Source organism: Geobacillus sp. 47C-IIb, from assembly GCF_014679705.1.
Classification (GTDB): domain Bacteria; phylum Bacillota; class Bacilli; order Bacillales; family Anoxybacillaceae; genus Geobacillus; species Geobacillus thermodenitrificans.
This window is the reverse complement of record NZ_CP061473.1, coordinates 1,365,801-1,387,462: the sequence shown is the minus strand read 5'-3', so window position 1 is coordinate 1,387,462 and position 21,662 is coordinate 1,365,801. Positions and strand designations below refer to the sequence as shown.

At 48.0% G+C, this 21,662-nt stretch carries 25 protein-coding genes and 2 pseudogenes; 19 read left to right on the top strand and 8 right to left on the bottom strand.

Annotated features, from left to right (window positions below):
* The first annotated feature begins 87 nt into the window (after positions 1 to 87).
* Positions 88 to 1,221 carry a hypothetical protein gene (locus tag IC804_RS07145; RefSeq protein WP_223812908.1) on the top strand — a complete coding sequence of 378 codons (1,134 nt, stop codon included), beginning with the start codon at positions 88 to 90 and terminating at the stop codon, positions 1,219 to 1,221.
* A 253-nt stretch (positions 1,222 to 1,474) separates the two neighbouring features.
* Here IC804_RS07145 and IC804_RS07140 read toward each other — a convergent pair whose 3' ends face one another.
* Positions 1,475 to 1,666, bottom strand: a complete 192-nt coding sequence (locus IC804_RS07140; RefSeq protein ID WP_008880225.1) for a hypothetical protein — start codon at positions 1,664 to 1,666, stop codon at positions 1,475 to 1,477.
* A 295-nt stretch (positions 1,667 to 1,961) separates the two neighbouring features.
* Between IC804_RS07140 and IC804_RS07135 the strand changes: the two genes are divergently transcribed.
* Positions 1,962 to 2,153, top strand: a complete 192-nt coding sequence (locus tag IC804_RS07135) for a DUF3231 family protein (RefSeq protein ID WP_081157644.1) — start codon at positions 1,962 to 1,964, stop codon at positions 2,151 to 2,153.
* A 20-nt stretch (positions 2,154 to 2,173) separates the two neighbouring features.
* On the opposite strand, the pseudogene istB reads toward IC804_RS07135, so the two are convergent.
* Both istB and istA read right to left on the bottom strand, forming a co-directional pair.
* Positions 2,174 to 2,933: pseudogene (gene istB / locus IC804_RS07130) on the bottom strand (IS21-like element helper ATPase IstB).
* Positions 2,926 to 4,215: an IS21 family transposase gene (gene istA / locus IC804_RS07125; RefSeq protein ID WP_108437782.1), complete on the bottom strand. Its 1,290-nt coding sequence runs from the start codon at positions 4,213 to 4,215 to the stop codon at positions 2,926 to 2,928. The pseudogene istB and the gene istA overlap by 8 nt, the downstream one beginning before the upstream one ends.
* 91 nt (positions 4,216 to 4,306) lie before the next feature.
* On the opposite strand from istA, the pseudogene IC804_RS07120 reads away from it, so the two are divergent.
* The 13 genes and pseudogenes from IC804_RS07120 to IC804_RS07060 all read left to right on the top strand — a co-directional run.
* Positions 4,307 to 4,666: pseudogene (locus IC804_RS07120) on the top strand (DUF3231 family protein); the annotation flags it as partial.
* 187 nt (positions 4,667 to 4,853) lie between these two features.
* The gene (locus IC804_RS07115) at positions 4,854 to 5,099 is read left to right on the top strand and encodes a WGxxGxxG family protein (protein ID WP_008880223.1); all 246 of its coding nucleotides are present in this window, start codon (positions 4,854 to 4,856) and stop codon (positions 5,097 to 5,099) included.
* A gap of 489 nt (positions 5,100 to 5,588) precedes the next feature.
* Complete coding sequence (locus IC804_RS07110; RefSeq protein ID WP_011888131.1) at positions 5,589 to 6,038, top strand: hypothetical protein; 450 nt, start codon at positions 5,589 to 5,591, stop codon at positions 6,036 to 6,038.
* A gap of 125 nt (positions 6,039 to 6,163) precedes the next feature.
* Positions 6,164 to 7,012 (top strand): DUF72 domain-containing protein, encoded by an 849-nt coding sequence (locus IC804_RS07105; RefSeq protein WP_029761694.1) that lies wholly within the window; start codon positions 6,164 to 6,166, stop codon positions 7,010 to 7,012.
* 15 nt (positions 7,013 to 7,027) lie between these two features.
* A complete protein-coding gene (locus IC804_RS07100; protein ID WP_081157346.1) occupies positions 7,028 to 7,930 on the top strand; it encodes a sulfite exporter TauE/SafE family protein in 903 nt (300 codons plus the stop codon).
* A gap of 17 nt (positions 7,931 to 7,947) precedes the next feature.
* Positions 7,948 to 9,330 carry a bifunctional metallophosphatase/5'-nucleotidase gene (locus IC804_RS07095; RefSeq protein ID WP_008880219.1) on the top strand — a complete coding sequence of 461 codons (1,383 nt, stop codon included), beginning with the start codon at positions 7,948 to 7,950 and terminating at the stop codon, positions 9,328 to 9,330.
* A gap of 61 nt (positions 9,331 to 9,391) precedes the next feature.
* Positions 9,392 to 9,694, top strand: a complete 303-nt coding sequence (locus IC804_RS07090) for a YunC family protein (RefSeq protein WP_008880218.1) — start codon at positions 9,392 to 9,394, stop codon at positions 9,692 to 9,694.
* Between the two features lie 53 nt (positions 9,695 to 9,747).
* Positions 9,748 to 10,494 carry a sporulation protein YunB gene (gene yunB / locus IC804_RS07085; RefSeq protein ID WP_008880217.1) on the top strand — a complete coding sequence of 249 codons (747 nt, stop codon included), beginning with the start codon at positions 9,748 to 9,750 and terminating at the stop codon, positions 10,492 to 10,494.
* A 371-nt stretch (positions 10,495 to 10,865) separates the two neighbouring features.
* On the top strand, positions 10,866 to 12,056 hold the full coding sequence (locus IC804_RS07080; protein WP_035499339.1) for an ABC transporter substrate-binding protein: 1,191 nt from the start codon (positions 10,866 to 10,868) through the stop codon (positions 12,054 to 12,056).
* A 112-nt stretch (positions 12,057 to 12,168) separates the two neighbouring features.
* Entirely contained in the window at positions 12,169 to 13,047 is an 879-nt protein-coding gene (locus IC804_RS07075) for a branched-chain amino acid ABC transporter permease (RefSeq protein ID WP_008880215.1), read from the top strand.
* Between the two features lie 15 nt (positions 13,048 to 13,062).
* Complete coding sequence (locus tag IC804_RS07070; RefSeq protein WP_008880214.1) at positions 13,063 to 14,037, top strand: branched-chain amino acid ABC transporter permease; 975 nt, start codon at positions 13,063 to 13,065, stop codon at positions 14,035 to 14,037.
* Positions 14,012 to 14,791: an ABC transporter ATP-binding protein gene (locus IC804_RS07065; protein ID WP_008880213.1), complete on the top strand. Its 780-nt coding sequence runs from the start codon at positions 14,012 to 14,014 to the stop codon at positions 14,789 to 14,791. The genes IC804_RS07070 and IC804_RS07065 overlap by 26 nt, the downstream gene beginning before the upstream one ends.
* A gap of 2 nt (positions 14,792 to 14,793) precedes the next feature.
* Positions 14,794 to 15,501, top strand: coding sequence for an ABC transporter ATP-binding protein (locus tag IC804_RS07060; RefSeq protein ID WP_011888126.1), 708 nt, complete (start codon positions 14,794 to 14,796; stop codon positions 15,499 to 15,501).
* A gap of 162 nt (positions 15,502 to 15,663) precedes the next feature.
* Here IC804_RS07060 and IC804_RS07055 read toward each other — a convergent pair whose 3' ends face one another.
* Complete coding sequence (locus tag IC804_RS07055; protein WP_008880211.1) at positions 15,664 to 16,656, bottom strand: M23 family metallopeptidase; 993 nt, start codon at positions 16,654 to 16,656, stop codon at positions 15,664 to 15,666.
* Between the two features lie 166 nt (positions 16,657 to 16,822).
* Here IC804_RS07055 and lipA point away from each other — a divergent pair, with 166 nt between their 5' ends.
* Positions 16,823 to 17,719, top strand: a complete 897-nt coding sequence (gene lipA / locus IC804_RS07050) for a lipoyl synthase (protein ID WP_008880210.1) — start codon at positions 16,823 to 16,825, stop codon at positions 17,717 to 17,719.
* Between the two features lie 65 nt (positions 17,720 to 17,784).
* Here the strand turns inward: lipA and IC804_RS07045 are convergent, their stop codons facing one another.
* Entirely contained in the window at positions 17,785 to 18,471 is a 687-nt protein-coding gene (locus tag IC804_RS07045; protein WP_008880209.1) for a YhcN/YlaJ family sporulation lipoprotein, read from the bottom strand.
* A gap of 112 nt (positions 18,472 to 18,583) precedes the next feature.
* On the opposite strand from IC804_RS07045, the gene IC804_RS07040 reads away from it, so the two are divergent.
* Entirely contained in the window at positions 18,584 to 18,859 is a 276-nt protein-coding gene (locus IC804_RS07040; protein WP_029761691.1) for a YutD family protein, read from the top strand.
* A 134-nt stretch (positions 18,860 to 18,993) separates the two neighbouring features.
* On the opposite strand, the gene IC804_RS07035 is transcribed toward IC804_RS07040, so the two are convergent.
* Both IC804_RS07035 and IC804_RS07030 read right to left on the bottom strand, forming a co-directional pair.
* A complete protein-coding gene (locus tag IC804_RS07035) occupies positions 18,994 to 19,278 on the bottom strand; it encodes a hypothetical protein (RefSeq protein WP_008880207.1) in 285 nt (94 codons plus the stop codon).
* A gap of 57 nt (positions 19,279 to 19,335) precedes the next feature.
* Entirely contained in the window at positions 19,336 to 19,605 is a 270-nt protein-coding gene (locus IC804_RS07030) for a DUF3055 domain-containing protein (RefSeq protein ID WP_008880206.1), read from the bottom strand.
* A 97-nt stretch (positions 19,606 to 19,702) separates the two neighbouring features.
* On the opposite strand from IC804_RS07030, the gene IC804_RS07025 reads away from it, so the two are divergent.
* Together IC804_RS07025 and IC804_RS07020 are read left to right on the top strand one after the other, a co-directional pair.
* Positions 19,703 to 20,140 carry a DUF86 domain-containing protein gene (locus tag IC804_RS07025; RefSeq protein WP_011888125.1) on the top strand — a complete coding sequence of 146 codons (438 nt, stop codon included), beginning with the start codon at positions 19,703 to 19,705 and terminating at the stop codon, positions 20,138 to 20,140.
* Positions 20,141 to 20,344: 204 nt separating this feature from the next.
* Entirely contained in the window at positions 20,345 to 21,115 is a 771-nt protein-coding gene (locus IC804_RS07020; protein ID WP_008880204.1) for a TIGR01457 family HAD-type hydrolase, read from the top strand.
* A 41-nt stretch (positions 21,116 to 21,156) separates the two neighbouring features.
* Here the strand turns inward: IC804_RS07020 and IC804_RS07015 are convergent, their stop codons facing one another.
* On the bottom strand, positions 21,157 to 21,654 hold the full coding sequence (locus IC804_RS07015; protein WP_008880203.1) for a phosphatidylglycerophosphatase A family protein: 498 nt from the start codon (positions 21,652 to 21,654) through the stop codon (positions 21,157 to 21,159).
* Positions 21,655 to 21,662 lie beyond the last annotated feature (8 nt).

Genomic DNA, 21,662 nt, shown 5'->3' with positions numbered 1-21,662 from the left:
GAACGAAAAAAGGCGCAACGGGTGAGCATAAGATGTGGTTGTAGCAATATGCGAATTGTGAGAGTGCATGGGCCCCTGCCATCCGACATGGCGTTGGCTGCGGTCAATGCTGCCACCACTGTTCCGGAAATGAGGGCGGCCATTGAAAACCCGTTGCTTGGCTTAAACCTTACAGAATATAACAGGTTATCTGAAGCAGTGAAAAACGATGTGGTCCAACAATTGCTAAATAACCGGCCTGCCTCAGGTTATCCTTCTGTTGCCCGTATTCAAGCTGCCCTGAATCAAGCCATCAATCAAGTGATCAGTTTAGCTGTGGTCAATGCCGCCACCACTGTTCCGGAAATGAGGGCGGCCATTGAAAACCCGTTGCTTGGCTTAAACCTTACAGAATATAACAGGCTATCCGAAGCAGCGAAAAACGATGTGATCCAACAATTGCTAAACAACCGGCCTGCCTCAGGTTATCCTTCCGTTGCCAGTGTCCAAGTCTCCTTGAATCAAGCCGTCAATCAGGTCGTTGATTTCGATCATATTTATGTTCAAGCTGGAGCTGTTGGTGGAAATGGCAGTAGAGCAAATCCTTTTGGAACCATTCCTCAAGGAATTGCCGCAGTAAATCCAGGCGGAACGGTTCATATTTTAAGTGGAACGTATCCCATTACATCACAAATTGTCGTCAATAAAGCTGGAATTACTTTAAAAGGTCAACCAGGCACCCTTCTATTGTTGCAAGCGGATATAATTGCCATGCGAATTACTGCGCCGAATACGACAATCGATGGTTTAACGATGACAAGCGATATTCCTTATCAAAAAGAATTTATCCAAATTGGCGGGAATAACACGACGATCATCAATAATACCATTTACGGACCACCTCAATCATCGCCCATGAGCGACTGGATTGTAAACAGAGCCGTTGTATCTCAAGGAGGACTTGCTATTTCGGTCATGAATAATACGTTCTATTCGTTAAGGACAGGAATGTATATTAACCCGAATGTGACAGGCTCCATTAACAATAATGTTGTTTACAACACAAAAGGAGGATTTTTAGTAGATCGTGCATTTACAACCTTCTTAGGAAACTCATGGGGAACCCCGCCGAACGAATTTGATATTGTGTTGCTTGTTGGTACAACAAGTGGCCCTCCATATGATAATCTTGCTCTATTAAGTGCACTTAACAATAATGCAACAATCTCGGATCAACGATGAAAGAAACGGGAAATCCGTTGGTAAAGCAAGGAACAAATAGCCACTTTGCGGCAGAAAAATGACAGATTGTTTTGCTTTGGACAAGGTTATGATGATGTCGTGGGATATGTTGAAGCAGCGCGTCACCCGATTGGGTGGCGTTTTTATTTCCATTAAGTTTCAAGGAAATGGGAAAGCAATGCTATTCTATGTTCAAACTGTACCACCCAGGAATATCAGCATAAAAAAGAACGCCTTTCTCACAGCGTTCTGGTCAATTTTGTTGTGAATGGTCGGGATTTTGATTGGCGTTTTTGGAAGCGAAAAACCCCACCATACCGCTGATCAAACTTGGCGGCACACTCCAAAGGAAAAACCCCCATTTTCCAGTAAACATGCTGACTAGGAAAAAGAATAGTGGAACCCCAATCATAATCCCGATGGACAGTTTTTGATATTTATTCATGATTGTCTAAGCTCCTCCTTTTTTATCAATTATAGCATTTTATTTAAAATTTTTATAATTTATACATAATTTTGCGCAGTCGATTCCTGGAGGAGAAAAGGTTGGTTGACTGTATCATGTCTTCCCAAACTTCTTGACAGTGCCATCACTGAGCAGTTTTTATACAAAATTCCACTGTTTTTCCAATAATAAAATCAGCTTTTTGAAACCCCCACTTTTCTTTGCATAATTTAGTTCCATCCATCCACACTATCTACGGGAAGGGTGATCCATGAATTTGTTAGGAGGGTTAATTATGGGAATTTTAAGTGGCAATCCAAAAGAAGAACCGATGCATTATGGAGAAGTATTTGGTGTATGGTCGTATTTACTGACCGCTAAAGGATTATTGTCCGGATATCAAACGTTACTCAACCATACAGGTGATGAGGATTTAAAACATTTTATTGAAGATTGTAAATGTCAAGATAAACATGTACACTTTTGACTGTTTAAGAATGTACATTTTTACTCGTTTTCTTTTTCTCTTTCTAAGTGATTTTTTATTCGATATGAATCCCCTACAATATTAATCACGGTCGCGTGATGTAAAATACGATCTAGGATGGCATTGGCTAGCTTTGAATCTTGAAATACCTCCCCCCAATCCTTAAAATTGGCATTGGTAGTAAATATCGTGCTTTTCTTTTCATACCGTAAATCAATCAACTGGAAAAACAATTTTGCATCTTCTCTGTCAATCGGCAAATAGCCAATCTCATCAATGATTAATAGCTTGTATTTTCCATAATGTTTTAAACGATTGTCTAAACGATTTTCCATTTTCGCTTTCTTCAATTGTAAAATCAGTTCGTGACATTTAATGAAATACGTACTTGTCCGCTTTTTTGGCAGCTGCGATTCCAATCGCAGTCGCCAAGTGGGTTTTTCCAACGCCACTTGGACCTAAAAAAACAATATTTTCATTCTCTTCAATAAACCGTAATGTCGTAAAATCTAGAATCTGTTGTTTATTGATTGAAGGCTGAAAGTCAAAATCGAAATCTTTTAATTCCTTTAGGTGAGGGAAAGCCCCCACCTTAACCATCGAGTTAATCATATTTCTTTCACGCATATCAATTTCATAATTCGTTAATTTTACTAGTGTATCAACGAACGACAGCTGATTTTTCGTACTAAAATCAATGGTTTCATTCAGGTGACAAATCATTTGTTTTAACTTGAGATACTCTAAGTTTTGAATTAATTGTTGATAACTACTATTCATTTTTATACACCTCATGAATCGCAAGTAAATTCTTCTTGGCTAGCTCATCAATATCCGGGTGATGAGGTAATCCCCTCGACAAGGTTTCGATGTAATGTTCTTGTTTATAATTCAGTTTTATTGAACTAATCCTATGTTGAGTAATCAAATGCATGTTATAATAAACGTAAATATGGTCATCATACACTTGTAATCCAACTGTTTTTCCTTTGTATTCAGCAGGGACGGAATATTGATTCCCTTTATAGGTAACCATTCCCGCTGAATTGACTTTTACAAGTGTATGTTTGATTTTGTAAGAATCTCTTATTTCATTCCTTGGCAGGGGTTGTAAGAGATTCTTTTCTTGTTCAAAGGCTAAGATAGGGATTTTTCCCGTTCCTTGATGATAGCTATGATTGATCCGTTCACAAAGGGATTGAACAAAATTCTGAAGTTCCTCATATGAAAATTGACCTTGATAGGCATGAATTTCATCGATTAGCTTCATCGTGGCTTCCACTTTCCCTTTGGTATAAGGCCTACCGGCTTTACACGGATGAATGTCAAATCCGCAATCTTTGGCAAATTGATCAAACCGTTCATTGACCACCCCTTTCGAATACTCCGTTCTCGCTTCATCCATGACGGTCTTCATATTGTCAAAGACAATGGTTTTCGGCACGCCTCCAATCTTTTCAAACGTCTCCATCAAAAAGGACATCAACACACTCTGCGATTTTGAAAGTGTTAATAAAAAAGTTCGAAATCGTGAATGAGACAGAAGAAATACCCCTATATTAACGTTTAATATTTCCCCTTCTTTCGTTACGTATCGAATATTTTCTTTCCAATCAAATTGCGCTTGTTCTCCAGGTTCCGTTTCATAACGAACGACCTGACCAACCGGTTTTGTCCGTTTACCCTCAGAAAAATATGCTTGAAACTCTGGTTTCCGAGAAATATAGGCCCGAAAGGCTGATTGGGAACATTCTAAGCCGTGATTGTCTTTCAAGTACTGCCAAAGAACCCGTTTATAATAAAAAATTTGTTTCGATTCTTTTGAAAGCAATTGAGAAATCACATCGTAGTATTTATCAATCTTAGACCCTCTTTTTCGTGTCTTTTTTGGGATAAGACCATTCAAATATTTATCAATCGTCCTCCTATCTACATTGAGATCTCGTGCTAATTGACTCTTATTAATTTTCATTCCCAAACTCTCCATAAGGGTTTTAAATTTTGGCAAATCTGATAAACTATGAATTTCAATCTCTGTTGTGATTTTCAAATTTACATGCACACCATTTCACCTCGAAATCAGTATGCATGTTAAAATCAAAATTGTACATTCTTATCCAATCACTTTTGTACATTCTTAAACTAGCATTTATAAAGATAGCATCGAAAACGTTCTAAAACCGGAAATCCAAGAAACGGAAGCTTTGTTAAAAGAAAATGGAGTAGCACTTCCGCCATCTCCTCCGGAACGGCCAAAAGCATGCTTGGAAGATATTCCGGCAGGAGCGAGATTTACTGACCCGGAAATTGCCGCGATGCTGAGTAAAGATATTGCAGAGGGGTTAGTGGCATGCAGCACGATTATGGGGCAGTGCATCAGGGAAGATATTGCTTTAATGTATGGGCAATTTCACATGAAAAAAGCGCAATATGGTGCGAAACTGCTTAGAATGAACAAAGAAAAAGGTTGGCTCGTTCCGCCGCCGCTCAATGTGAAAAATTCGAACTGTTAAAAAAGGGTGTTCATATGTTTAGCTAAAAGCTTGCGTAACGCAAGCTTTTACTTTTTGTTCATGAAGGCACGCATTTGTGTTTTGAAAAAGTTCCCCTAAATTTGCCTCCTTGTATCTACAGAATGAAATAATTGTTCTTTTGATTGCACATACCAAAGTTAACCATTATGAAAAGGAGGGAAAACCTGTGTTAAAAAAGATTCTTCATTCCCTTTGTGTTCTATCAGTTACATTGATGCTTTGTGGGGTAGCTGTTTATGCTCAAAATAACAACATGGACGTCGATAACAATACAAACAAAATCGTTCACATGGCTCAAAATGAAGACGTTGCTGATGATAATGACGATGACGATACAGATTGGGGTTGGATTGGGTTGCTTGGTTTAGCAGGATTATTAGGGTTAAGAAGAAGAGATGATAGAAGAGATTAACACCGATACAATGGAATGAGAATGATCGAGAGGAAGTGCCTGTCAAGTAAAAGCACATGTAAAAAGTCTGGGGCTCACCGAAAATGCGAGCGCGTTTTGGGGCAGCCCCTTGTCCCTTAGGTTAATATATATTGGTGAGGGGCTATATGAGCAATCAAGTTTGGCATGGAAGGACGCATTGGATAATCCTGATTATAAGAAGGGTGCAGCGCCCACAATCAAGCGCTGCACCCTTCATTTTTTTTTCGGGGACCGCTGATCCAACTCCAGTGTCTCATCTTTTTGAGTCACATGGAGTTGGTTGTCAGCGGTCATTGTTATGCTGGCATGCTCTATCCGTGCTAAAAGCGTCCATAACGATGATCGTCCATTTCAGATTTGTGAAGGAATGGTTCTTTATGCATCTTTTGGTATGCTCTATAATCGGATTGGTGATGTTTCATTATTTTGAAAATATAACGATGAAAAAGAGAGTGGAACGTGAAAGAGATGATAGGAATGTGGAAATGGATCAGAATGTTGAAGTTGCGAGATCTGGAGTTGTTTCGTTTAGATGACCAAGATGGTGAAACGGTTTGTATGTTATTGATTTTGGATTACAGGAGACCTAGTGTTTTCGATGATTTTCCCATTTTAAAGGGAATCGAGGATGAGGATTCATTTGAAGGCGCGGAGAATTATATCCACACGGTCATCATTTCAGAGAAAACATTAGAACAACATATGGTGGACCGAATCCTTGAGGTCATCGAAGGGTTAGTTGAACATAAGCCCGATTGTGATAATAATCATTCGTTTTATATTACGAAGTTCCCTGATTATTTTGGGGTTGGCACACATTTAATCGAGTACATTCAACCGATCTTAGATAAGATGAATTTTGATATTGATCTCACCTATATCACGGATAAACATTTCAATTACTTGACGCAAGAATAACGTTGCTTGCCGCGTCACAGGCCATTTCCCCTTAGAGCAACGTGCCAATAGTCGTTTTGATTTCATGGCCGACCTGCTTATGGTATAGTTAAAATATCTGAAAGCTGAATAAACTGGTGATGGCCATGATTTATATTGGACTGACCGGCTGGGGCGATCATGACAGCTTGTATCCGCCGGGCCTTGCTGCGAAGGACAAACTGCCGGAATATGCGGCCCATTTTCCGACGGTCGAGGTCGATTCGTACTTTTACGCCATTCAACCGCGGGCGAATGTGGAAAAATGGATTCGGGAAACGCCGCCGTCGTTTCAATTTATCGTTAAAGCGTATCAAGGGATGACCGGGCATGAGCGGGGGCCGATTCCATATGCGAATAAGGAAGAGATGTTTGCTGCATTTTTGGAGTCGATTGCGCCGTTTCAAGAGGCGGGAAAACTGGCGATGGTGCTGTTTCAGTTTCCGCCGTGGTTCGATTGCCGGCGCGAGCATGTCACCTATTTGCGCTGGGTCAAGGCGAGGATGGGAGCGGTGCCTGTCGCCTTAGAATTTCGGCATCAGTCGTGGTTTTCGCCCCGGTTTTACGATAAAACGCTCCGTTTTATGGAAGAGGAAGGCTGGATTCACAGCATTTGCGATGAACCGCAAGCGGGGGAAGGATCGGTGCCGACCGTCTTGCATCCGACCGATCGGGAAAAGACGCTCATCCGCCTGCACGGCCGCAACGTGCACGGCTGGAATAAAGCGACGGCCGGAGACAATTGGCGGGCGGTTCGCTATTTGTACCGCTATAATGAGCGCGAGCTAAGCGAATGGGTGAACCATATCCAGGCATTGAAGGAGAAGACGACACATATTTATGTGTTGTTTAACAACAATTCCGGCGGGGATGCCGCCGATAATGCCAAGCAGCTCATTCGCCTGCTCGGCATTGAATATACCGGTCTTGCGCCGCGACAGCTTGATTTGTTTTGAAGAGGGGGAGGCAAGATGGCTTACGCATTGCTTCTGTTGATCGGTTTTGTCGCCGGAACAGTCGGGAGCTTGGCCGGCCTTGGCGGTGGGGTAATCATCGTGCCGGCGCTTCTGTTTTTCGGCTCCCTCGGCTGGCTGTCGGCGGTGACGCCGCAAGTGGCGGTTGGCACGTCGCTCGTCGTCATTATTTTTAATGGCTTATCATCGACATTGTCGTATATGAAGGATAAAATGGTTGATTACCAAAGCGGGCTGCTGTTTTGCCTCGGCAGTATCCCAGGAACGGTGATTGGCGCGTGGGTGAACAATACGTTGAGCGTTGATCGTTTTTCGTTGTATTTTGGGCTGTTTTTAATGGCCATGTCGCTTTTTTTGTCAATAAGCCAAAAGAAAACGAAGGCGCAGGCGTCAGAAGAGGGGGCGGCGGCTAGGGAAAGCGGGTCGGAGTTGACCGTGTCCGCTCCAGAAAACAAGGAAACAGCCCGTCCACCGTGGTGGAGGCGGAAAGTGGTGCGCACGTATACCGGACGGAACGGGGAAACGGCTGTGTACAGCTATGATCCAGCCAAAGCGATTGCCATTGCCGTGGCTGTCGGGTTTTTCGGCGGCTTGTTTGGGATCGGTGGCGGCTCGCTCATGGTGCCAGCGATGATCGTTCTCTTCCGCTTTCCGCCGCATGTGGCGGTGGCGACGTCCATGTTGCTGATTTTTTTGTCATCACTTGTCGGTTCGACAACCCATATGGCGTTGGGCAACGTGCAGTGGGGATTTGCCCTAGCCCTTATTCCGGGAATATGGATCGGCGCCAAGACGGGGGCGTGGATCAATAAGCGAATGCAAAGCCGGACGCTTGTCGTTGTGCTGCGAATGGTGCTCGTGTTACTTGGCCTTCGTCTTGTGATTGAAAGTTTGTCGTAGCTGAGGAGGGGAGCGTATTGAAGCAAACGATCTATATTTACCATACGAACGATGTGCATAGTCATTTCGAGCATTGGCCGCAAATCGCCCGCTTTTTGTCTGAACGGAGGAAGGAGCATCGCGCGCGCAACGAAGCGATGCTTTTATTTGATGTTGGCGATTTTCTCGACCGTGTTCATCCGATCACCGAGGCGACGCGAGGAAAAGCGAACGTCGAGCTGCTCAACGAGCTCGGGTATGACGCAGTGACGATCGGCAACAACGAAGGGATCACGCTTGATTACCACGAGCTCGATACGCTGTACGAACGGGCGCAGTTTCCCGTTGTTGTCGCCAATTTGTTCCGCCGCGACGGTTCACGGCCTCCGTGGGCGCTTCCGTACACGGTGGTGCGGGCAGCGGAAACGTTTCGCATCGGGCTTGTCGGCGTGACCGCTCCATTTACGAACTTTTACGAACAGCTCGGCTGGAACATCGCCTCGCCGTTTGAGATATTGAAGGCGGCGGTAGCTGAAGTGAAACGGCAGGCGGACTGCGTTGTCGTGCTCTCTCATCTTGGCGTGCATGAAGATGAAAGGATGGCGGCCGAGATTCCAGGGATCGATTTGATTTTAGGCTCCCACACCCATCACCTGTTTCCGGAAGGGAAGCGAGTCAACGGCGTGCTTCTTTGCGCGGCGGGAAAATACGGACAATATGTCGGCGTCGTCAAGCTCGAGGTGGAAGGGCAGCGTTTGGCTCAGGCGTCCGCCACGGTGGTCGATGTGGAGACGTTGTCCCGTTCCGAAGAGGCAGAGCGACATCTTCGCCGCCTCGAACAAGAGAGCTTGTCACGGCTTGAGGCCGAACGGGTGACCGAACTTAAAGAAGATTTGCCGCTCAACTGGTTCGCTCCGTCACCGCTCGCTCAACTGCTTGCTTCCGCTTTGCGCGAATGGTGCCAGGCCGAAATCGGGATGGTCAACGCCGGCGTGTTGCTTGAGCCGCTTTCGAAAGGGCCGGTGACGAAAAAGCATTTGCACCGCATCTGCCCGCACCCGCTCAACCCGTGCAAAGTGAAGCTGCGCGGAGCGGAGCTCAAAGAAATCATGCTTGAGGCGAATACAGAGCGGATGAAACATTTACGGTTTAAAGGATTTGGCTTCCGCGGCGAAGTGATGGGGGAAATGGTGTACGACGGAGTGGACATCGAGACGGAACTTGAAGAAGATGGACAATGGCATATCCGCCGCATCACGATTAACGGCGAACCGCTCGACCCGGAGCGGTGGTATGAAGTGGCGACGACCGATATGTTTGCGATTGGCCATTTTTACCCGCAAATCCAACGGGCCGAGGAAAAAACGTACTACATGCCGGAGTTTTTGCGCGACGTGCTGGCTTGGAAATTAGCGCAGTAGGCAGGCACTTCTTTTTCCATGCTTCATACATTGAAGTATGGAAAGGAGTGTGACTGCGGCAATGGTGGAAGTGACGCCGATCATCATTGACGGATATCCGTTTATTGCCGTATCTGTGAAGCTGCCGAAGACGAATTTGCTAGCGGTGGCGAGCGACAAAGGCTATATTATGTGCGGAGCGCTCGATGTCGCTTTATTGAACGAAAAGTTGCGCGACCGCGGCATTATCGCCGGCCGGGCGGTTGGGGTGCGCACGATTGAGCAGCTGCTTGAAGCACCGCTTGAGTCGGTGACCATTGCTGCTGAACAGCTTGGCATTAAACCGGGAATGAAAGGAAAAGACGCGTTGTTGAAAATGCGGTGAAAAAATCCCTCCTTACAAGCATACATATAGCTTGTAAAGGAGGGATTTCTATTTTGGCGCGCCCCCGATTATTGCGAAAAGGTCCGCTTCCGTTCCGTTACGTGCTTTTATTGACGTTCGTTTTTTTTATGTTTTCGACAGCGGCAAGCCTTTGGATTGTGAATAAAGGCATTAAGCCCGTGCTGATGAAAATAGCAGAAACCGAAACGAAGCGGATTGCCAACTTAGTGATCAATAATGCGCTTGAGCAACAGTTCAGCAAAGAAAATCCCGAATTTCAACAAATTGTCACCCTTCAACAAGATCGTAACGGAAAAATCGTGTCCGTTGATTTCAACACCGAAGTTATCAATCGCATTTTAGAAGAAACGGACGATCATGTGATGAAAAGTTTAAAGGCGGCGACGGAAGGGCAGATTGAACGCATGGTGCTCCCTGAAGTTGAGGCGGTGCAAGGAGACAGCCGCGGTATCATTTACTACATTCCGCTCGGACAAGTGACAAACAATGCGTTATTAGCAAATCTCGGCCCGCGTATTCCTGTCCAGTTTCAAATCGTTGGAAATGTGGATTCCGAAGTGAAGAAACAAATTCATGCGTATGATATTAACAACTTTTTTATTGAAGTAGATATCCATGTTGCTGTCGATATTCAAGTAATCATTCCATTTGCTTCGAAAGTGTCCACCGTGACGACGGATTTGCCGCTTGTGATGCGCTTTATCCCAGGAGAAGTACCGCAGTTTTACAACAAAGGCGGCGGCCCTGTGGGCCCTTCCCTTCAGCTTCCGAAGCGCTAAAACGGGGAATGTTTTTGGGAGAAACATGGAAAAATTATACGAAGAAAGTGTTATTCCCGTGAATTATTATTCAGCTGTTTCGCCACTATTTGTTCAGAGCGAAACAGCTTTTTCATTTTCAAAAAGAAAAGAGCTAGACGAGAGAGAATAAATTTTGTAATATTATATTAAATTGAAAATAGTTTTATTATTTATGTAATTAGTAGAGGGGATGTGATAGTCGGGGGCAAAAGTAATGGTTCAAAAGAAGGGTGGTTTCTCATGCAACCGCTCCTTCACGACTACAAGTGCGCATGCAGAGGGTTTTTCGCCGATACCGTTAAACTGCGCACTCCGATGACAGAACATTATGAACAATGGGGGGAAAACGAGTGAAAAAGAAAAAAGTAGCAGGTGTCTTTTTCTCGCTCATGCTGACAGCGGGTCTCATGGCCGGCTGCGGCGGCAACGAACAAAGCAGCGGCTCGACCGGCGGCAGCGGCGGTGGAGGTGGGGATGTCATTAAAATCGGCGCCAACCTCGAGCTGTCCGGCGGGGTCGCTTCGTACGGACAGTCGATCGCTGAAGGGGTCGAGCTGGCGTTTGATGAAATCAACAAAGAAGGAATCAATGGCAAAAAGTTAGAACTTGTCAAAGTCGATAACAAATCGGAAGCAGCCGAAGCGACGAACGGCGCGATCAAGTTGATCAGCCAAGATAAAGTCGTTGCGATTGTCGGCTCGGCAACGAGTACGAACACACTCGCTCAAGTGCAAATCGCCAATGACAATAAAGTGCCGGTGATTACGCCGTCCGGTACGAACCCGACGATTACTACCAAAGACGGAAAAGTGAATGATTTCATTTTCCGGACATGCTTTATCGACCCGTTCCAAGGAACGGTGGCGGCAAAATTCGCATTGGATGACTTGAAAGTGAAAAGTGCGGCGATTTTGATCGACAGCGCGAGCGATTACTCGAAAGGGCTGGCTGCGTCATTTAAAGAAACGTTTACAGCCGGCGGCGGCAAAATTGTTGCCGAAGAAGCGTATGTGGCGAAAGATACGGACTTCCGCGCCACGCTGACGAACATTAAAGCGGCCAATCCGGAATTTTTGTTCTTGCCGGGCTATTATGAAGAGGTCGGCCTCATCGTGAAACAAGCGCGTGAGCTTGGTTTGAACGTGCCGATCATGGGCGGCGACGGCTGGGATTCGCCGAAGTTGATTGAGATCGCCGGCAAAGATGCGTTGAACAATACGTATATTACCAACCATTATTCATCCGGTGACCCGGATCCGAAAATTCAAGAGTTCGTCAAAGCGTTCGAAGCGAAATACAATAAAGCGCCGGATGCCTTTAACGCGCTTGGCTACGATACGGCTTACTTCCTGGCGGATGCCATCAAACGGGCTGGCAGCGCCGATCCGGTGAAAATTAAAGACGCGCTGGCACAAACGAAAGATTTGCAGTTGGTGACTGGTATATTCACGATCAATGAAAATCACGATCCGATCAAATCGGCAGTCATTTTGGAATACAAAGATGGGCAGCAACAATTCAAAACAAAAGTGAACCCGTAATGAAAGGCTGGATGGAGTGCATGGGCGGGGGAGGGCGTCCCCCTGGGGGGACGTCTTCCTGTCCAGCATTTCTTTTGGCAAACGACGAGTTTTCGTTAAGGAGCGTGCAATCATGGAACTCATTCAACAGCTAGTGAACGGCATTTCGTTAGGCAGCATTTATGCGCTGATCGCTCTTGGATATACGATGGTGTATGGCATCGTCCGTCTCATTAACTTCGCCCATGGCGACGTCTTTATGATTGGTTCATTCGTTGGTTTTTACGCTGTGACGATGCTTGGTGTCGGCTTTTTTCCAGCGCTGTTGTTGGCGATGGCAGTTTGCGCGGTGCTTGGGATGACGATTGAGCGGATCGCCTACAAGCCGCTGCGGAATGCGACGCGCATTGCTGTGCTCATTACGGCCATCGGTGTCTCGCTTTTGATCGAGTACGTGATGATTTATTTGCGCGGGGCACAGCCGGAAGCGTATCCGGGTACGCTGCTTCCAAAGCAGAACTTGGAGCTGTTTGGCGTCGTCATTAGCAGCCAGTCGCTATTCATCCTCGGCACGTCCCTCGTCTTAATGATCCTTCTTCAATTCATCGTTCACCGAACGAAAATCGGGAAAGCGATGCGCGCCGTCTCGCATGATGCGGAAGCGGCTCGATTGATGGGGATTAACGTCGACAATACGATTTCGGCCACGTTTGCCATCGGCTCGGCGCTCGCCGGGGCAGCCGGCGTCATTTTTGGCATTTATTATACGAAGATCGACCCGCTGATGGGCATTCTCCCAGGCTTGAAGGCGTTTGTCGCCGCCGTGTTGGGAGGGATCGGCATCATTCCGGGCGCGATGGTAGGAGGGCTTTTGCTTGGCGTTATCGAATCGCTCGTCAGCGGGCTTGGCTATTCGCTTTGGCGTGACGGGGTGGCGTTCATCATTTTAATTCTCATCCTCATTTTCCGGCCGGCCGGATTGTTTGGGAAAAACGTACGAGAAAAAGTGTAAAGGATGGTATGGAACATGGCAACTTGGAAGCGGACACGTGGGTTTTGGGTTTCCATCATATTGGCGTTCGCCTTTTTCGCCGTTGTCCAGTGGCTGATTACAAGCGGAACGTTAAACATCTTTTATGTGAACACCCTCTTTTTTATGGCGATTAACGTGATTTTGGCGGCCAGTCTCCATTTAATTATCGGAATTACCGGACAATTTTCGATTGGTCATGCCGGCTTTTTCGCTGTCGGCGCTTACGCCTCCGCGATTATGACGATGAAGCTGCAGCTGCCGTTTGCCGTCGGGGTATTGGTAGCCGGGGTGGCGGCGATGCTCGCTGGTCTTATCATCGGTGTGCCAAGCTTGCGCTTAAAAGGCGATTATTTGGCCATCGCGACGCTTGGGTTTGGCGAAATTGTCCGCATCGTTTTGTTGAACATCGACTATGTGGGCGGAGCGAGCGGCATGACAGTGACCCATATGACGACATGGCCGTGGGTGTTCGCGTGCTTGTTGATCACGATCATTGTCATCGCCAATTTTACGAATTCGACGCATGGGCGGGCGTGCATCTCAATCCGTGAGGATGAAATCGCTGCCGATGCGATGGGGATCAACACGACGTATTACAAAGTCGCAGCGTTTGCGATCGGTTCGTTTTTCGCCGGCATTGCCGGGGCTTTGTACGCCCATCACTTTTACATTATTCAGCCATCGAACTTTGGCTTTTTAAAATCGTTTGATATTTTGATTTTTGTCGTGCTCGGCGGGCTCGGCAGCTTGTCTGGCGCAACCATCTCGGCGGTTTTGTTGACGATCGTTTCGACGTTTTTGCAAAACTATCCGGAAACACGGATGATCATTTACAGCCTTGTCTTGATTTTTGTCATGCTGTACCGTCCAACTGGGCTGATGGGCAAGAAAGAACTGACTTCGCTCTTGAAATGGCGGAAGACGGCGCAAGGAGGAATGAACCATGGCAGCAAGAACACCGTTGCTTAAAGCAGAAGGGATCGGCATCCAGTTTGGCGGGCTCAAAGCGCTCTCTGGTGTGGACATGGAGCTGTATCATGGGGAACTCATCGGGCTTATCGGTCCGAACGGCGCTGGGAAAACGACGCTGTTTAACTTATTGACCGGAGTATATGTGCCAACGGAAGGGCGGATTATACTAGACGGCGAAACGTTGAACGGCTTGCCGCCATATAAAATTACGCGCAAAGGGATCAGCCGGACGTTCCAAAACATTCGTCTATTCGGCGAGCTGTCGGTGCTTGACAACGTGAAAGTTGCTTATCATACGCATGCCCGCCATTCGATGATGAGCTCCATCCTCCGGCTTCCGTCTCATATTCGCGGAGAAAGAGAAATGGAGGAAAAGGCGATCGAGTTTTTGAAAATTTTCAACTTGGACGAGGTTATGCACGAGCAGGCGAAAAACTTGCCATACGGCCAGCAGCGCCGGTTGGAGATCGCTCGGGCGCTCGCAGCGCAACCAAAGCTCTTGTTGCTTGACGAGCCGGCTGCCGGTATGAACCCGCAGGAAACGAAAGAACTGATGAATTTGATCGCCTTTATTCGTGAACAGTTTGCGTTGACGATTTTGTTGATTGAGCATGATATGTCGCTGGTGATGGGCATATGCGAACGCATTTACGTGCTTGATCATGGCCAGTTGATCGCTCACGGCACGCCAGAAGATGTGCGCAACAACCCGAAAGTAATCGAGGCTTACCTTGGCGAGGAGGTGTCGTGACGATGCTGAAAGTTGAGCAAATTGATGTGTTTTACGGCAATATTCATGCGTTAAAAGGCGTATCACTGGAAGTAAACAGCGGGGAAATCGTCACCTTGATTGGTGCAAACGGCGCCGGGAAAACAACGCTCCTAAAAACGATTTCCGGCTTATTGAAGCCAAAGCACGGCGATATTGTCTATGAGGGAGCATCCATTGCCGGCAAAGCGGCGCAGACGATCGTCAAGCAAGGCATTTCCCATGTGCCGGAAGGGCGGCGCGTGTTCGCGAACATGACAGTGGAAGAAAACTTGGAGCTTGGCGCATTTTTGCGCAAAGATAAAGAAGGCATTCAACAAGATTTTGCCAAAGTGTTTGAGCTGTTCCCGCGCCTCGAAGAACGGCGCAAGCAGCTGGCTGGAACGCTCTCGGGCGGCGAGCAGCAAATGCTTGCAATCGGCCGCGCGCTCATGGCACGTCCGAAGCTGCTGCTTTTAGATGAGCCGTCCATGGGGCTTGCGCCGTTGCTCGTTAAAACGATTTTCCGCATTATCGAAGAAATTAATCAATCTGGAACGACGATTTTGCTTGTCGAGCAAAACGCCCATATGGCGCTCTCCATTGCGGATCGCGCCTATGTCATCGAATCGGGCCGCGTTGTCCTATCGGGAACGGCGAGCGAGCTGCAGGCGAGCGAACAAGTAAAACAAGCGTATTTAGGCGGACATTGATGGCAAAGGGCGATCAGACGAAAGAGGGTGTCTCAAAAGCAACGAGACACCCTTTCTTATATGGCGGTCGAAGGCCGTGTGGGGGCGAATGCGACCGGCCGCTATGCGGACATCTTTTTTTATGGCAGTGGAAGGAAGGTTCCCTGTGCATGGCGGGGGATGTCAGCGGCGTTTTTGCCGCTGACGCTCCGCCCGCTCCCATGCTTTTAAATGCGGATACGGGTCAAACGACCACTCCGTGTAGCCGTTGTCTTTATACATGCCGTAGTGGAGGTGGGGCGGAAATTTTCCAGCCGTGCCCGGCGGGCCGTAGCCGGAGCTGCCGACCGAGCCGATGATGGTTCCCGGTTCCACGATTTGCCCTTCGTGAAGCCCGGCGGCGAAGCCGTTTAAATGGGCGAAATAATGGTACGTGTTGTTAATGTCGCGGATGCCGACGCGCCAACCGCCGTATTTGTTCCATCCTTTCAGCTCCACAATGCCGTAGCATGTCGAACGCACCGGCACGCCGTAGCCGGCGAAAATGTCGGTTCCTTCGTGGATGCGACGCCCTCCCCAGCCGCGTGCATCGCCCCATGTATCGCGATAGCTGTAATTCGCCCGCAACGGCAATGGAAACACATGGTCGTCCAATTTCAGTGTTTGATACTTTTTGTAAATTCTTGCCTTCCCTAAAATCAAATCAACAGCTTTCGCGCGTTGGTAATAATTCCAAAGCGCGATTTTTATATGGCGATGGTCGATGCCGTACGTCTGCAAATAACGGGCTATCGCCATGATCACATCCTCGTCGTCATCCGCCCGCGCCACACCATCGCCGTTCCCGTCGACTCCTAACCCACCGAACTGGGAAATCGTGAATGGGTTTGTATCGAGCGGATTTTTATTGAGTGGACCGGCCCATAGTTCCGGTTTGATATAAATGCCGAGGACACCGGTTGGCTTTGGCAAGTCGCGGCGCACTTGACGGATGTTCCGTTCATATTGGTCGATGGCCGCAAAGTAATACCACGGAATGAGCGAAACGGCTTCCGCCTTTTTATACAACTCCATGCGCCGTTCGTATACGGCGTCCTCATTTTCGGCCGCGGAAGCCGCACCGGCGGCAATGAAAACAATCGTCGCCACCCATATGGCGACAAGCCATCGGTGCACGTGGATCCCCCCTTTTCGCCCGTTTCATATGTTTAGTTTGGGGGAGAAAAGGGAAATTCATAAATGTTAAAAAGTAGAAAAGGGAAAAACGTCTTATTTTTTGTGTTTTCCCGCGCTTTTCATTATAATGAGAACTGAACAATCATGCATAACTGGAGTGAGAACAATGGCGACGAAGGAAGAACATGTCCGCAAGCCAGATTGGTTAAAAATCAAGCTGAATACGAACGAACATTATACCGGATTGAAGAAGTTGATGCGGGAAAACCGTTTACATACTGTATGCGAGGAAGCGAAATGCCCGAACATTCATGAATGTTGGGCAGTACGGCGGACCGCGACGTTTATGATTTTAGGCAGCGTCTGTACGCGCGCCTGCCGCTTTTGCGCCGTTAAAACGGGGCTGCCGACCGAGCTGGACTGGCAAGAACCGGAACGCGTCGCCGAATCCGTGCGCATCATGAACTTAAAACATGTCGTTGTCACCGCTGTGGCTCGCGATGATTTGAAAGATGGGGGAGCGGCGGTATTTGCGGAAACGGTGCGTGCCATCCGCCGGAAAAACCCGTTTACGACGATTGAAGTGTTGCCGTCTGATATGGGTGGGGTGTACGAAAACTTAAAAACGTTAATGGACGCCCGTCCTGATATTTTAAACCATAACATCGAAACGGTGCGCCGCCTGACGCCGCGGGTGCGCGCCCGCGCGACGTACGAGCGTTCGCTTGAATTTTTGCGGCGCGCGAAAGAACTGCAGCCGGATATTCCGACGAAATCAAGCATCATGATCGGTCTTGGGGAAACGAAAGAGGAAATTATTGAGGCGATGGACGATTTGCGCGCCAACCATGTCGATATTTTGACGATCGGTCAATATTTGCAGCCGACGAAAAAACATTTGAAAGTCGTCAAATATTACCATCCTGATGAATTCCAAGAGCTAAAAGAAATCGCGTTAAGCAAAGGATTCAGCCATTGCGAGGCCGGCCCGCTCGTTCGTTCATCGTACCATGCTGACGAGCAGGTGAACGAAGCAGCAAAGGCGCGGCAACTGAAGGCATAATAGCAGCTACGCAAATGAAAAACGGTCGTGCCTCTTCGTCAAGAAGGCAGACCGTTTTCTTTGCCCTAGCGTCCTTTCGGCGTCGGCCGCGGTGTGCCGTCGCGGAAGTCGCGATCGAGCTCGTCGTTTGTTTCATTGATCATTTCGCCGTTTTCATTTTCCCCGTCGTTCAGTTTTTTCCCTTGCGGATATTTCAACATTTGCTGGATGGTCGCGTCAAGAAGTTGATCGATGTTGCGCGCATTTGAATCAAGGCGTCCAAAACGCTCAATATCCTTCATCAGCTGAGGATTGTCGGCGACATACACATGGTAGTAACGGGGAACGACAGAAAGCGCCGTCTTTTTCACTTGATCGGCTGTTTGTTCCCGGTTGTTTGTATCAGCGTCATAGACGACAAGCACTTCCTCATCCGTGACTAGCGTAGCGACGTCCTTGATGTTCGGCAGCTGCGTGCACAACTTGCTAATGATATCGGCCGCTTGCTCGCGGTTGAATGACGGCATGTTATTATAGCCGTTCACATCACCGAGGGTCGGGCTTTTTTGATGACGGACGTAGCCAAAGTTGTTTAGCGGCGTGTCATCGCCATTTGGTACTCCTTTTTCATTATACAATTCGTTGCGGTCGGTGACATTGATTGTATTGCCGCTCCGCTTGTAGACGTTGGTATTTTCGTCCTGAGCCGTCTGTGCGCAGCCGGCTAGGGCGACAGCCGTTCCGAATGCAACGGCCAACCATGATCGTTTCATCGTCAGCACCCCCTTCGCTTTTAGAGTGGCACACGGTCTTCTGTTTCATAACCGTCATTGATTGGGTGCGGTGCATCGTTTATGATGAAAGTGGAAAGGCAAGGTGAGAGCGGTGATTTGCATTAACAACCATTGTTACGAACTGGTTGAAAACGTAAAAAATGGCTTTAACGAGGAAGCGTTTCGCGCCCGTTATGCGGATATTTTAGGAAAGTATGACTACATTGTCGGCGACTGGGGATACAATCAGCTTCGCTTGCGCGGCTTTTTCGATGACCATAACCAAAAGGCGACATACGATACAAAAATTAGCACACTGTCGGAGTATTTGTATGAATATTGCAATTTCGGCTGCGCCTATTTTGTGTTGCGCAAAGTGAAGCGGTAATGGTGTGGCCGGATTGCAGCGCAACGGTGCTGGGCAACAAAGATGGTTCCGAACGGAGTGCAGGCTGAGGCCGGAGCGGCGGCTGACGGACAGCAAACATACAAAGCAGCCGCCCACTTGGAGCGGCTGCCTGCTCATTCGCCTTCGTTGTACGGAAATTGTTCGCTTTTGCGCGGATCGTCGTGCGGCGGGTGGGCCGCTGGGTCGCGCCTTGGAATATTTTGGTGGAATGACTTAAACTCATAGTTAAAGGCGCTGTAATACCGTTGCCCTTCTTTCCAAGGCGTGCTTTTATTCTCGACTGGAGCGTCGTCGCGACGCGGTGAGCCATACGGCCCTTCCGGGAATTCTTCAGCTGTTAAAAAATTGCGCTGTTTTTCGACGACGGAAAAATCGGCATAGGTTTCCCGTTCCGCCATTCGTCTCACCTTCCTTGGTGCCGGGTTGTTTCATAAGATGCCCAAAACAGTGGAAGGTTATGAAAGACATTCGGCCAAAAAGGCGCGCAAGTCGTTGGCGTCCTGTTCGTCCAGCTGGTAGGCGTGTTCTAAATAACCAGGCTCCTCTAAATCGTCGCGGCCGAGAATAGCAAAGCGGTTGCTTTGCAAATCGAGCACGACATATTTTCCATAAAAACGATCGGTTTCCATCAAGGCCAAATCGAACCGCTGCCGTTCGCCGACAAAGCTGACAAAACGAACCGCCGCATTGACCGTGTCGTCGTACAAGTAGAACCGTTCGCCCATATTTTGAGCCCCCCTATGGTTTCGTCTCTATCCATCATAACAGACGGACGGCGAAAAGGGGAGGGGATGTGCGTAAGAAAAAAAGGAGGGATCACCCATGTATTTTGTCGATCGAAAAAAAATGGAAGAACGACTTGGTTGCATGGAGCAAATGTTGGCTTATTACAAAATGCGGGATAGTTGGGATGAGCCGTTTGAACGATTGGCGCTTGAACGGATCGCCCATGTCATCATTGAAGCGATTTTGGATGTTGGCAATGCGATGATTGACGGCTTTATTATGCGCGACCCCGGCAGCTATAATGACATTATCGACATTTTAGCCGACGAGCAAGTGATTGCGCCAGCGGACGCCGAACAGTTGAAAGCGTTCATTGCTGAGCGGAAAATGCTCGTTCATGAATATACAAACGTTGATCATGCGAAACTGCGCGCCAGCATCGATGCACACTTGTCGGCGCTTGAAGCGTATCCGAAGGCGGTGCGCGATTATCTCGAAAATGAGCTCGGTCCCGTGTCGGCGTTTCGTAATTGATCGATCGCATCGTCACACAATGGGATGAAGACTCAATACGATCCACCTTGGGGGCGCGTTTCAGCGCCGGATTCGTCGTTGGCTGACATTCGGCCAAGGAACGGTTTCAAGGATGGTGGAAAATGGTTTTTCGAACCGTTGAAGCTCATCGGGAAGCAGAGAACGAACGATTGACATCATGGCAGAAGAAGGGGAGCGAATACATTGAAACGATATAGCGGCTATTTGATCGATTTAGACGGGACGATGTACCGCGGCACGGAATGCATTGCCGAAGCGCGCGAGTTTGTCAATGAACTCCACCGCCGCGGCATTCCGTATTTGTTTGTGACCAACAACTCGTCGCGCACGCCGGCGCAAGTGGCGGAAAAGTTGCGCACATTCGGCGTGCCGGCGGAAGAGAAGCACGTTTTTACGACCAGCCAGGCGACAGCGAACTACATTTTTGAGCGAAACCCGGACGCGTCTGTTTACGTGATCGGCGAGGAAGGCATCCGTACGGCTTTGGCGGAAAAAGGGTTTCGTTTTGCTGGTGAGGACGCGACTGTCGTCGTGATCGGCATCGATCGGCAAATTACATACGAAAAGCTTGCCGTCGCTTGCCTTGCTGTCCGCAACGGCGCGATGTTCATTTCGACAAACGGTGACATCGCCTTGCCGACGGAGCGCGGGCTATTGCCAGGCAATGGAGCCATTACGTCAGTCGTCACCGTTTCGACGCAAGTGAAGCCGACGTTTATTGGCAAGCCGGAAAAAATCATCATGGAACAGGCGCTCAAAGTGCTTGGTGTTCCGAAAGAAGAGGTTCTGATGATCGGCGACTATTACGAAACGGATATTTTAGCCGGCATGAATGCGGGCATCGATACGCTTTTGGTCCATACAGGCGTCACAACGAAGGAGATGCTCGCCCGTTATGAACAACAGCCGACATATACGGCCGATTCGCTTTGTGAGTGGCTTGAACGGTTGTAAAAAAAGCGCCGCCCTCCTAAAGACAGGGGAGCGGTGCTTTTTTATTCAGCATTGGCGGCCCGGTGCGCTAAGCGGCTTGACGCTGCCGCGGCGATCGCGCCGACGATGTCATCCAAAAACGTATGGCATTGACCGTTCGATTTGTCATTTAAGTATTGCAAAATGCCGGGCTTTTGTTTGTCGATATATCCGTAGTTCGTAAACCCGATGGAGCCGTAGACGTTCACGATGGAAAGGGCCAAAATTTCATCGACGCCATACAGCCCTTCATCGCGGCGGATGATCGATTGCAGCGGTTCATCCAGCTGGCCGTTCTCAGCGAGCTTATCAAGCTGAATACCGGTTAAAATGGCGTTTTGCACTTCGCGTTTCGAGATGACGCGATTGACGTTTTCGACGCATTCGTCCATCGTTAAATCCGGATGGTATTTCGATTGCAAATAATAAACAAGTTCCGCTATTTTTTCCACGGTTACCCCCCGCTCCTCCAACCAGCGGCGGGCGATTTGTTCTAAATTGTTCATAATGAATTCACTCATGTAAGTCA

What these genes read in the sequence shown, in the direction of transcription:
- IC804_RS07145 (WP_223812908.1), top strand. Translation starts at nt 88, where the DNA reads ATGGCGTTGGCTGCGGTCAATGCTGCCACCACTGTTCCGGAAATGAGG.
- IC804_RS07140 (WP_008880225.1), bottom strand. Translation starts at nt 1,666, where the DNA reads ATGAATAAATATCAAAAACTGTCCATCGGGATTATGATTGGGGTTCCA.
- IC804_RS07135 (WP_081157644.1), top strand. Translation starts at nt 1,962, where the DNA reads ATGGGAATTTTAAGTGGCAATCCAAAAGAAGAACCGATGCATTATGGA.
- IC804_RS07110 (WP_011888131.1), top strand. Translation starts at nt 5,589, where the DNA reads ATGATAGGAATGTGGAAATGGATCAGAATGTTGAAGTTGCGAGATCTG.
- IC804_RS07105 (WP_029761694.1), top strand. Translation starts at nt 6,164, where the DNA reads ATGATTTATATTGGACTGACCGGCTGGGGCGATCATGACAGCTTGTAT.
- IC804_RS07100 (WP_081157346.1), top strand. Translation starts at nt 7,028, where the DNA reads ATGGCTTACGCATTGCTTCTGTTGATCGGTTTTGTCGCCGGAACAGTC.
- IC804_RS07090 (WP_008880218.1), top strand. Translation starts at nt 9,392, where the DNA reads ATGGTGGAAGTGACGCCGATCATCATTGACGGATATCCGTTTATTGCC.
- IC804_RS07075 (WP_008880215.1), top strand. Translation starts at nt 12,169, where the DNA reads ATGGAACTCATTCAACAGCTAGTGAACGGCATTTCGTTAGGCAGCATT.
- IC804_RS07070 (WP_008880214.1), top strand. Translation starts at nt 13,063, where the DNA reads ATGGCAACTTGGAAGCGGACACGTGGGTTTTGGGTTTCCATCATATTG.
- IC804_RS07065 (WP_008880213.1), top strand. Translation starts at nt 14,012, where the DNA reads ATGGCAGCAAGAACACCGTTGCTTAAAGCAGAAGGGATCGGCATCCAG.
- IC804_RS07060 (WP_011888126.1), top strand. Translation starts at nt 14,794, where the DNA reads ATGCTGAAAGTTGAGCAAATTGATGTGTTTTACGGCAATATTCATGCG.
- lipA (WP_008880210.1), top strand. Translation starts at nt 16,823, where the DNA reads ATGGCGACGAAGGAAGAACATGTCCGCAAGCCAGATTGGTTAAAAATC.
- IC804_RS07045 (WP_008880209.1), bottom strand. Translation starts at nt 18,471, where the DNA reads ATGAAACGATCATGGTTGGCCGTTGCATTCGGAACGGCTGTCGCCCTA.
- IC804_RS07035 (WP_008880207.1), bottom strand. Translation starts at nt 19,278, where the DNA reads ATGGCGGAACGGGAAACCTATGCCGATTTTTCCGTCGTCGAAAAACAG.
- IC804_RS07030 (WP_008880206.1), bottom strand. Translation starts at nt 19,605, where the DNA reads ATGGGCGAACGGTTCTACTTGTACGACGACACGGTCAATGCGGCGGTT.
- IC804_RS07025 (WP_011888125.1), top strand. Translation starts at nt 19,703, where the DNA reads ATGTATTTTGTCGATCGAAAAAAAATGGAAGAACGACTTGGTTGCATG.
- IC804_RS07015 (WP_008880203.1), bottom strand. Translation starts at nt 21,654, where the DNA reads ATGAGTGAATTCATTATGAACAATTTAGAACAAATCGCCCGCCGCTGG.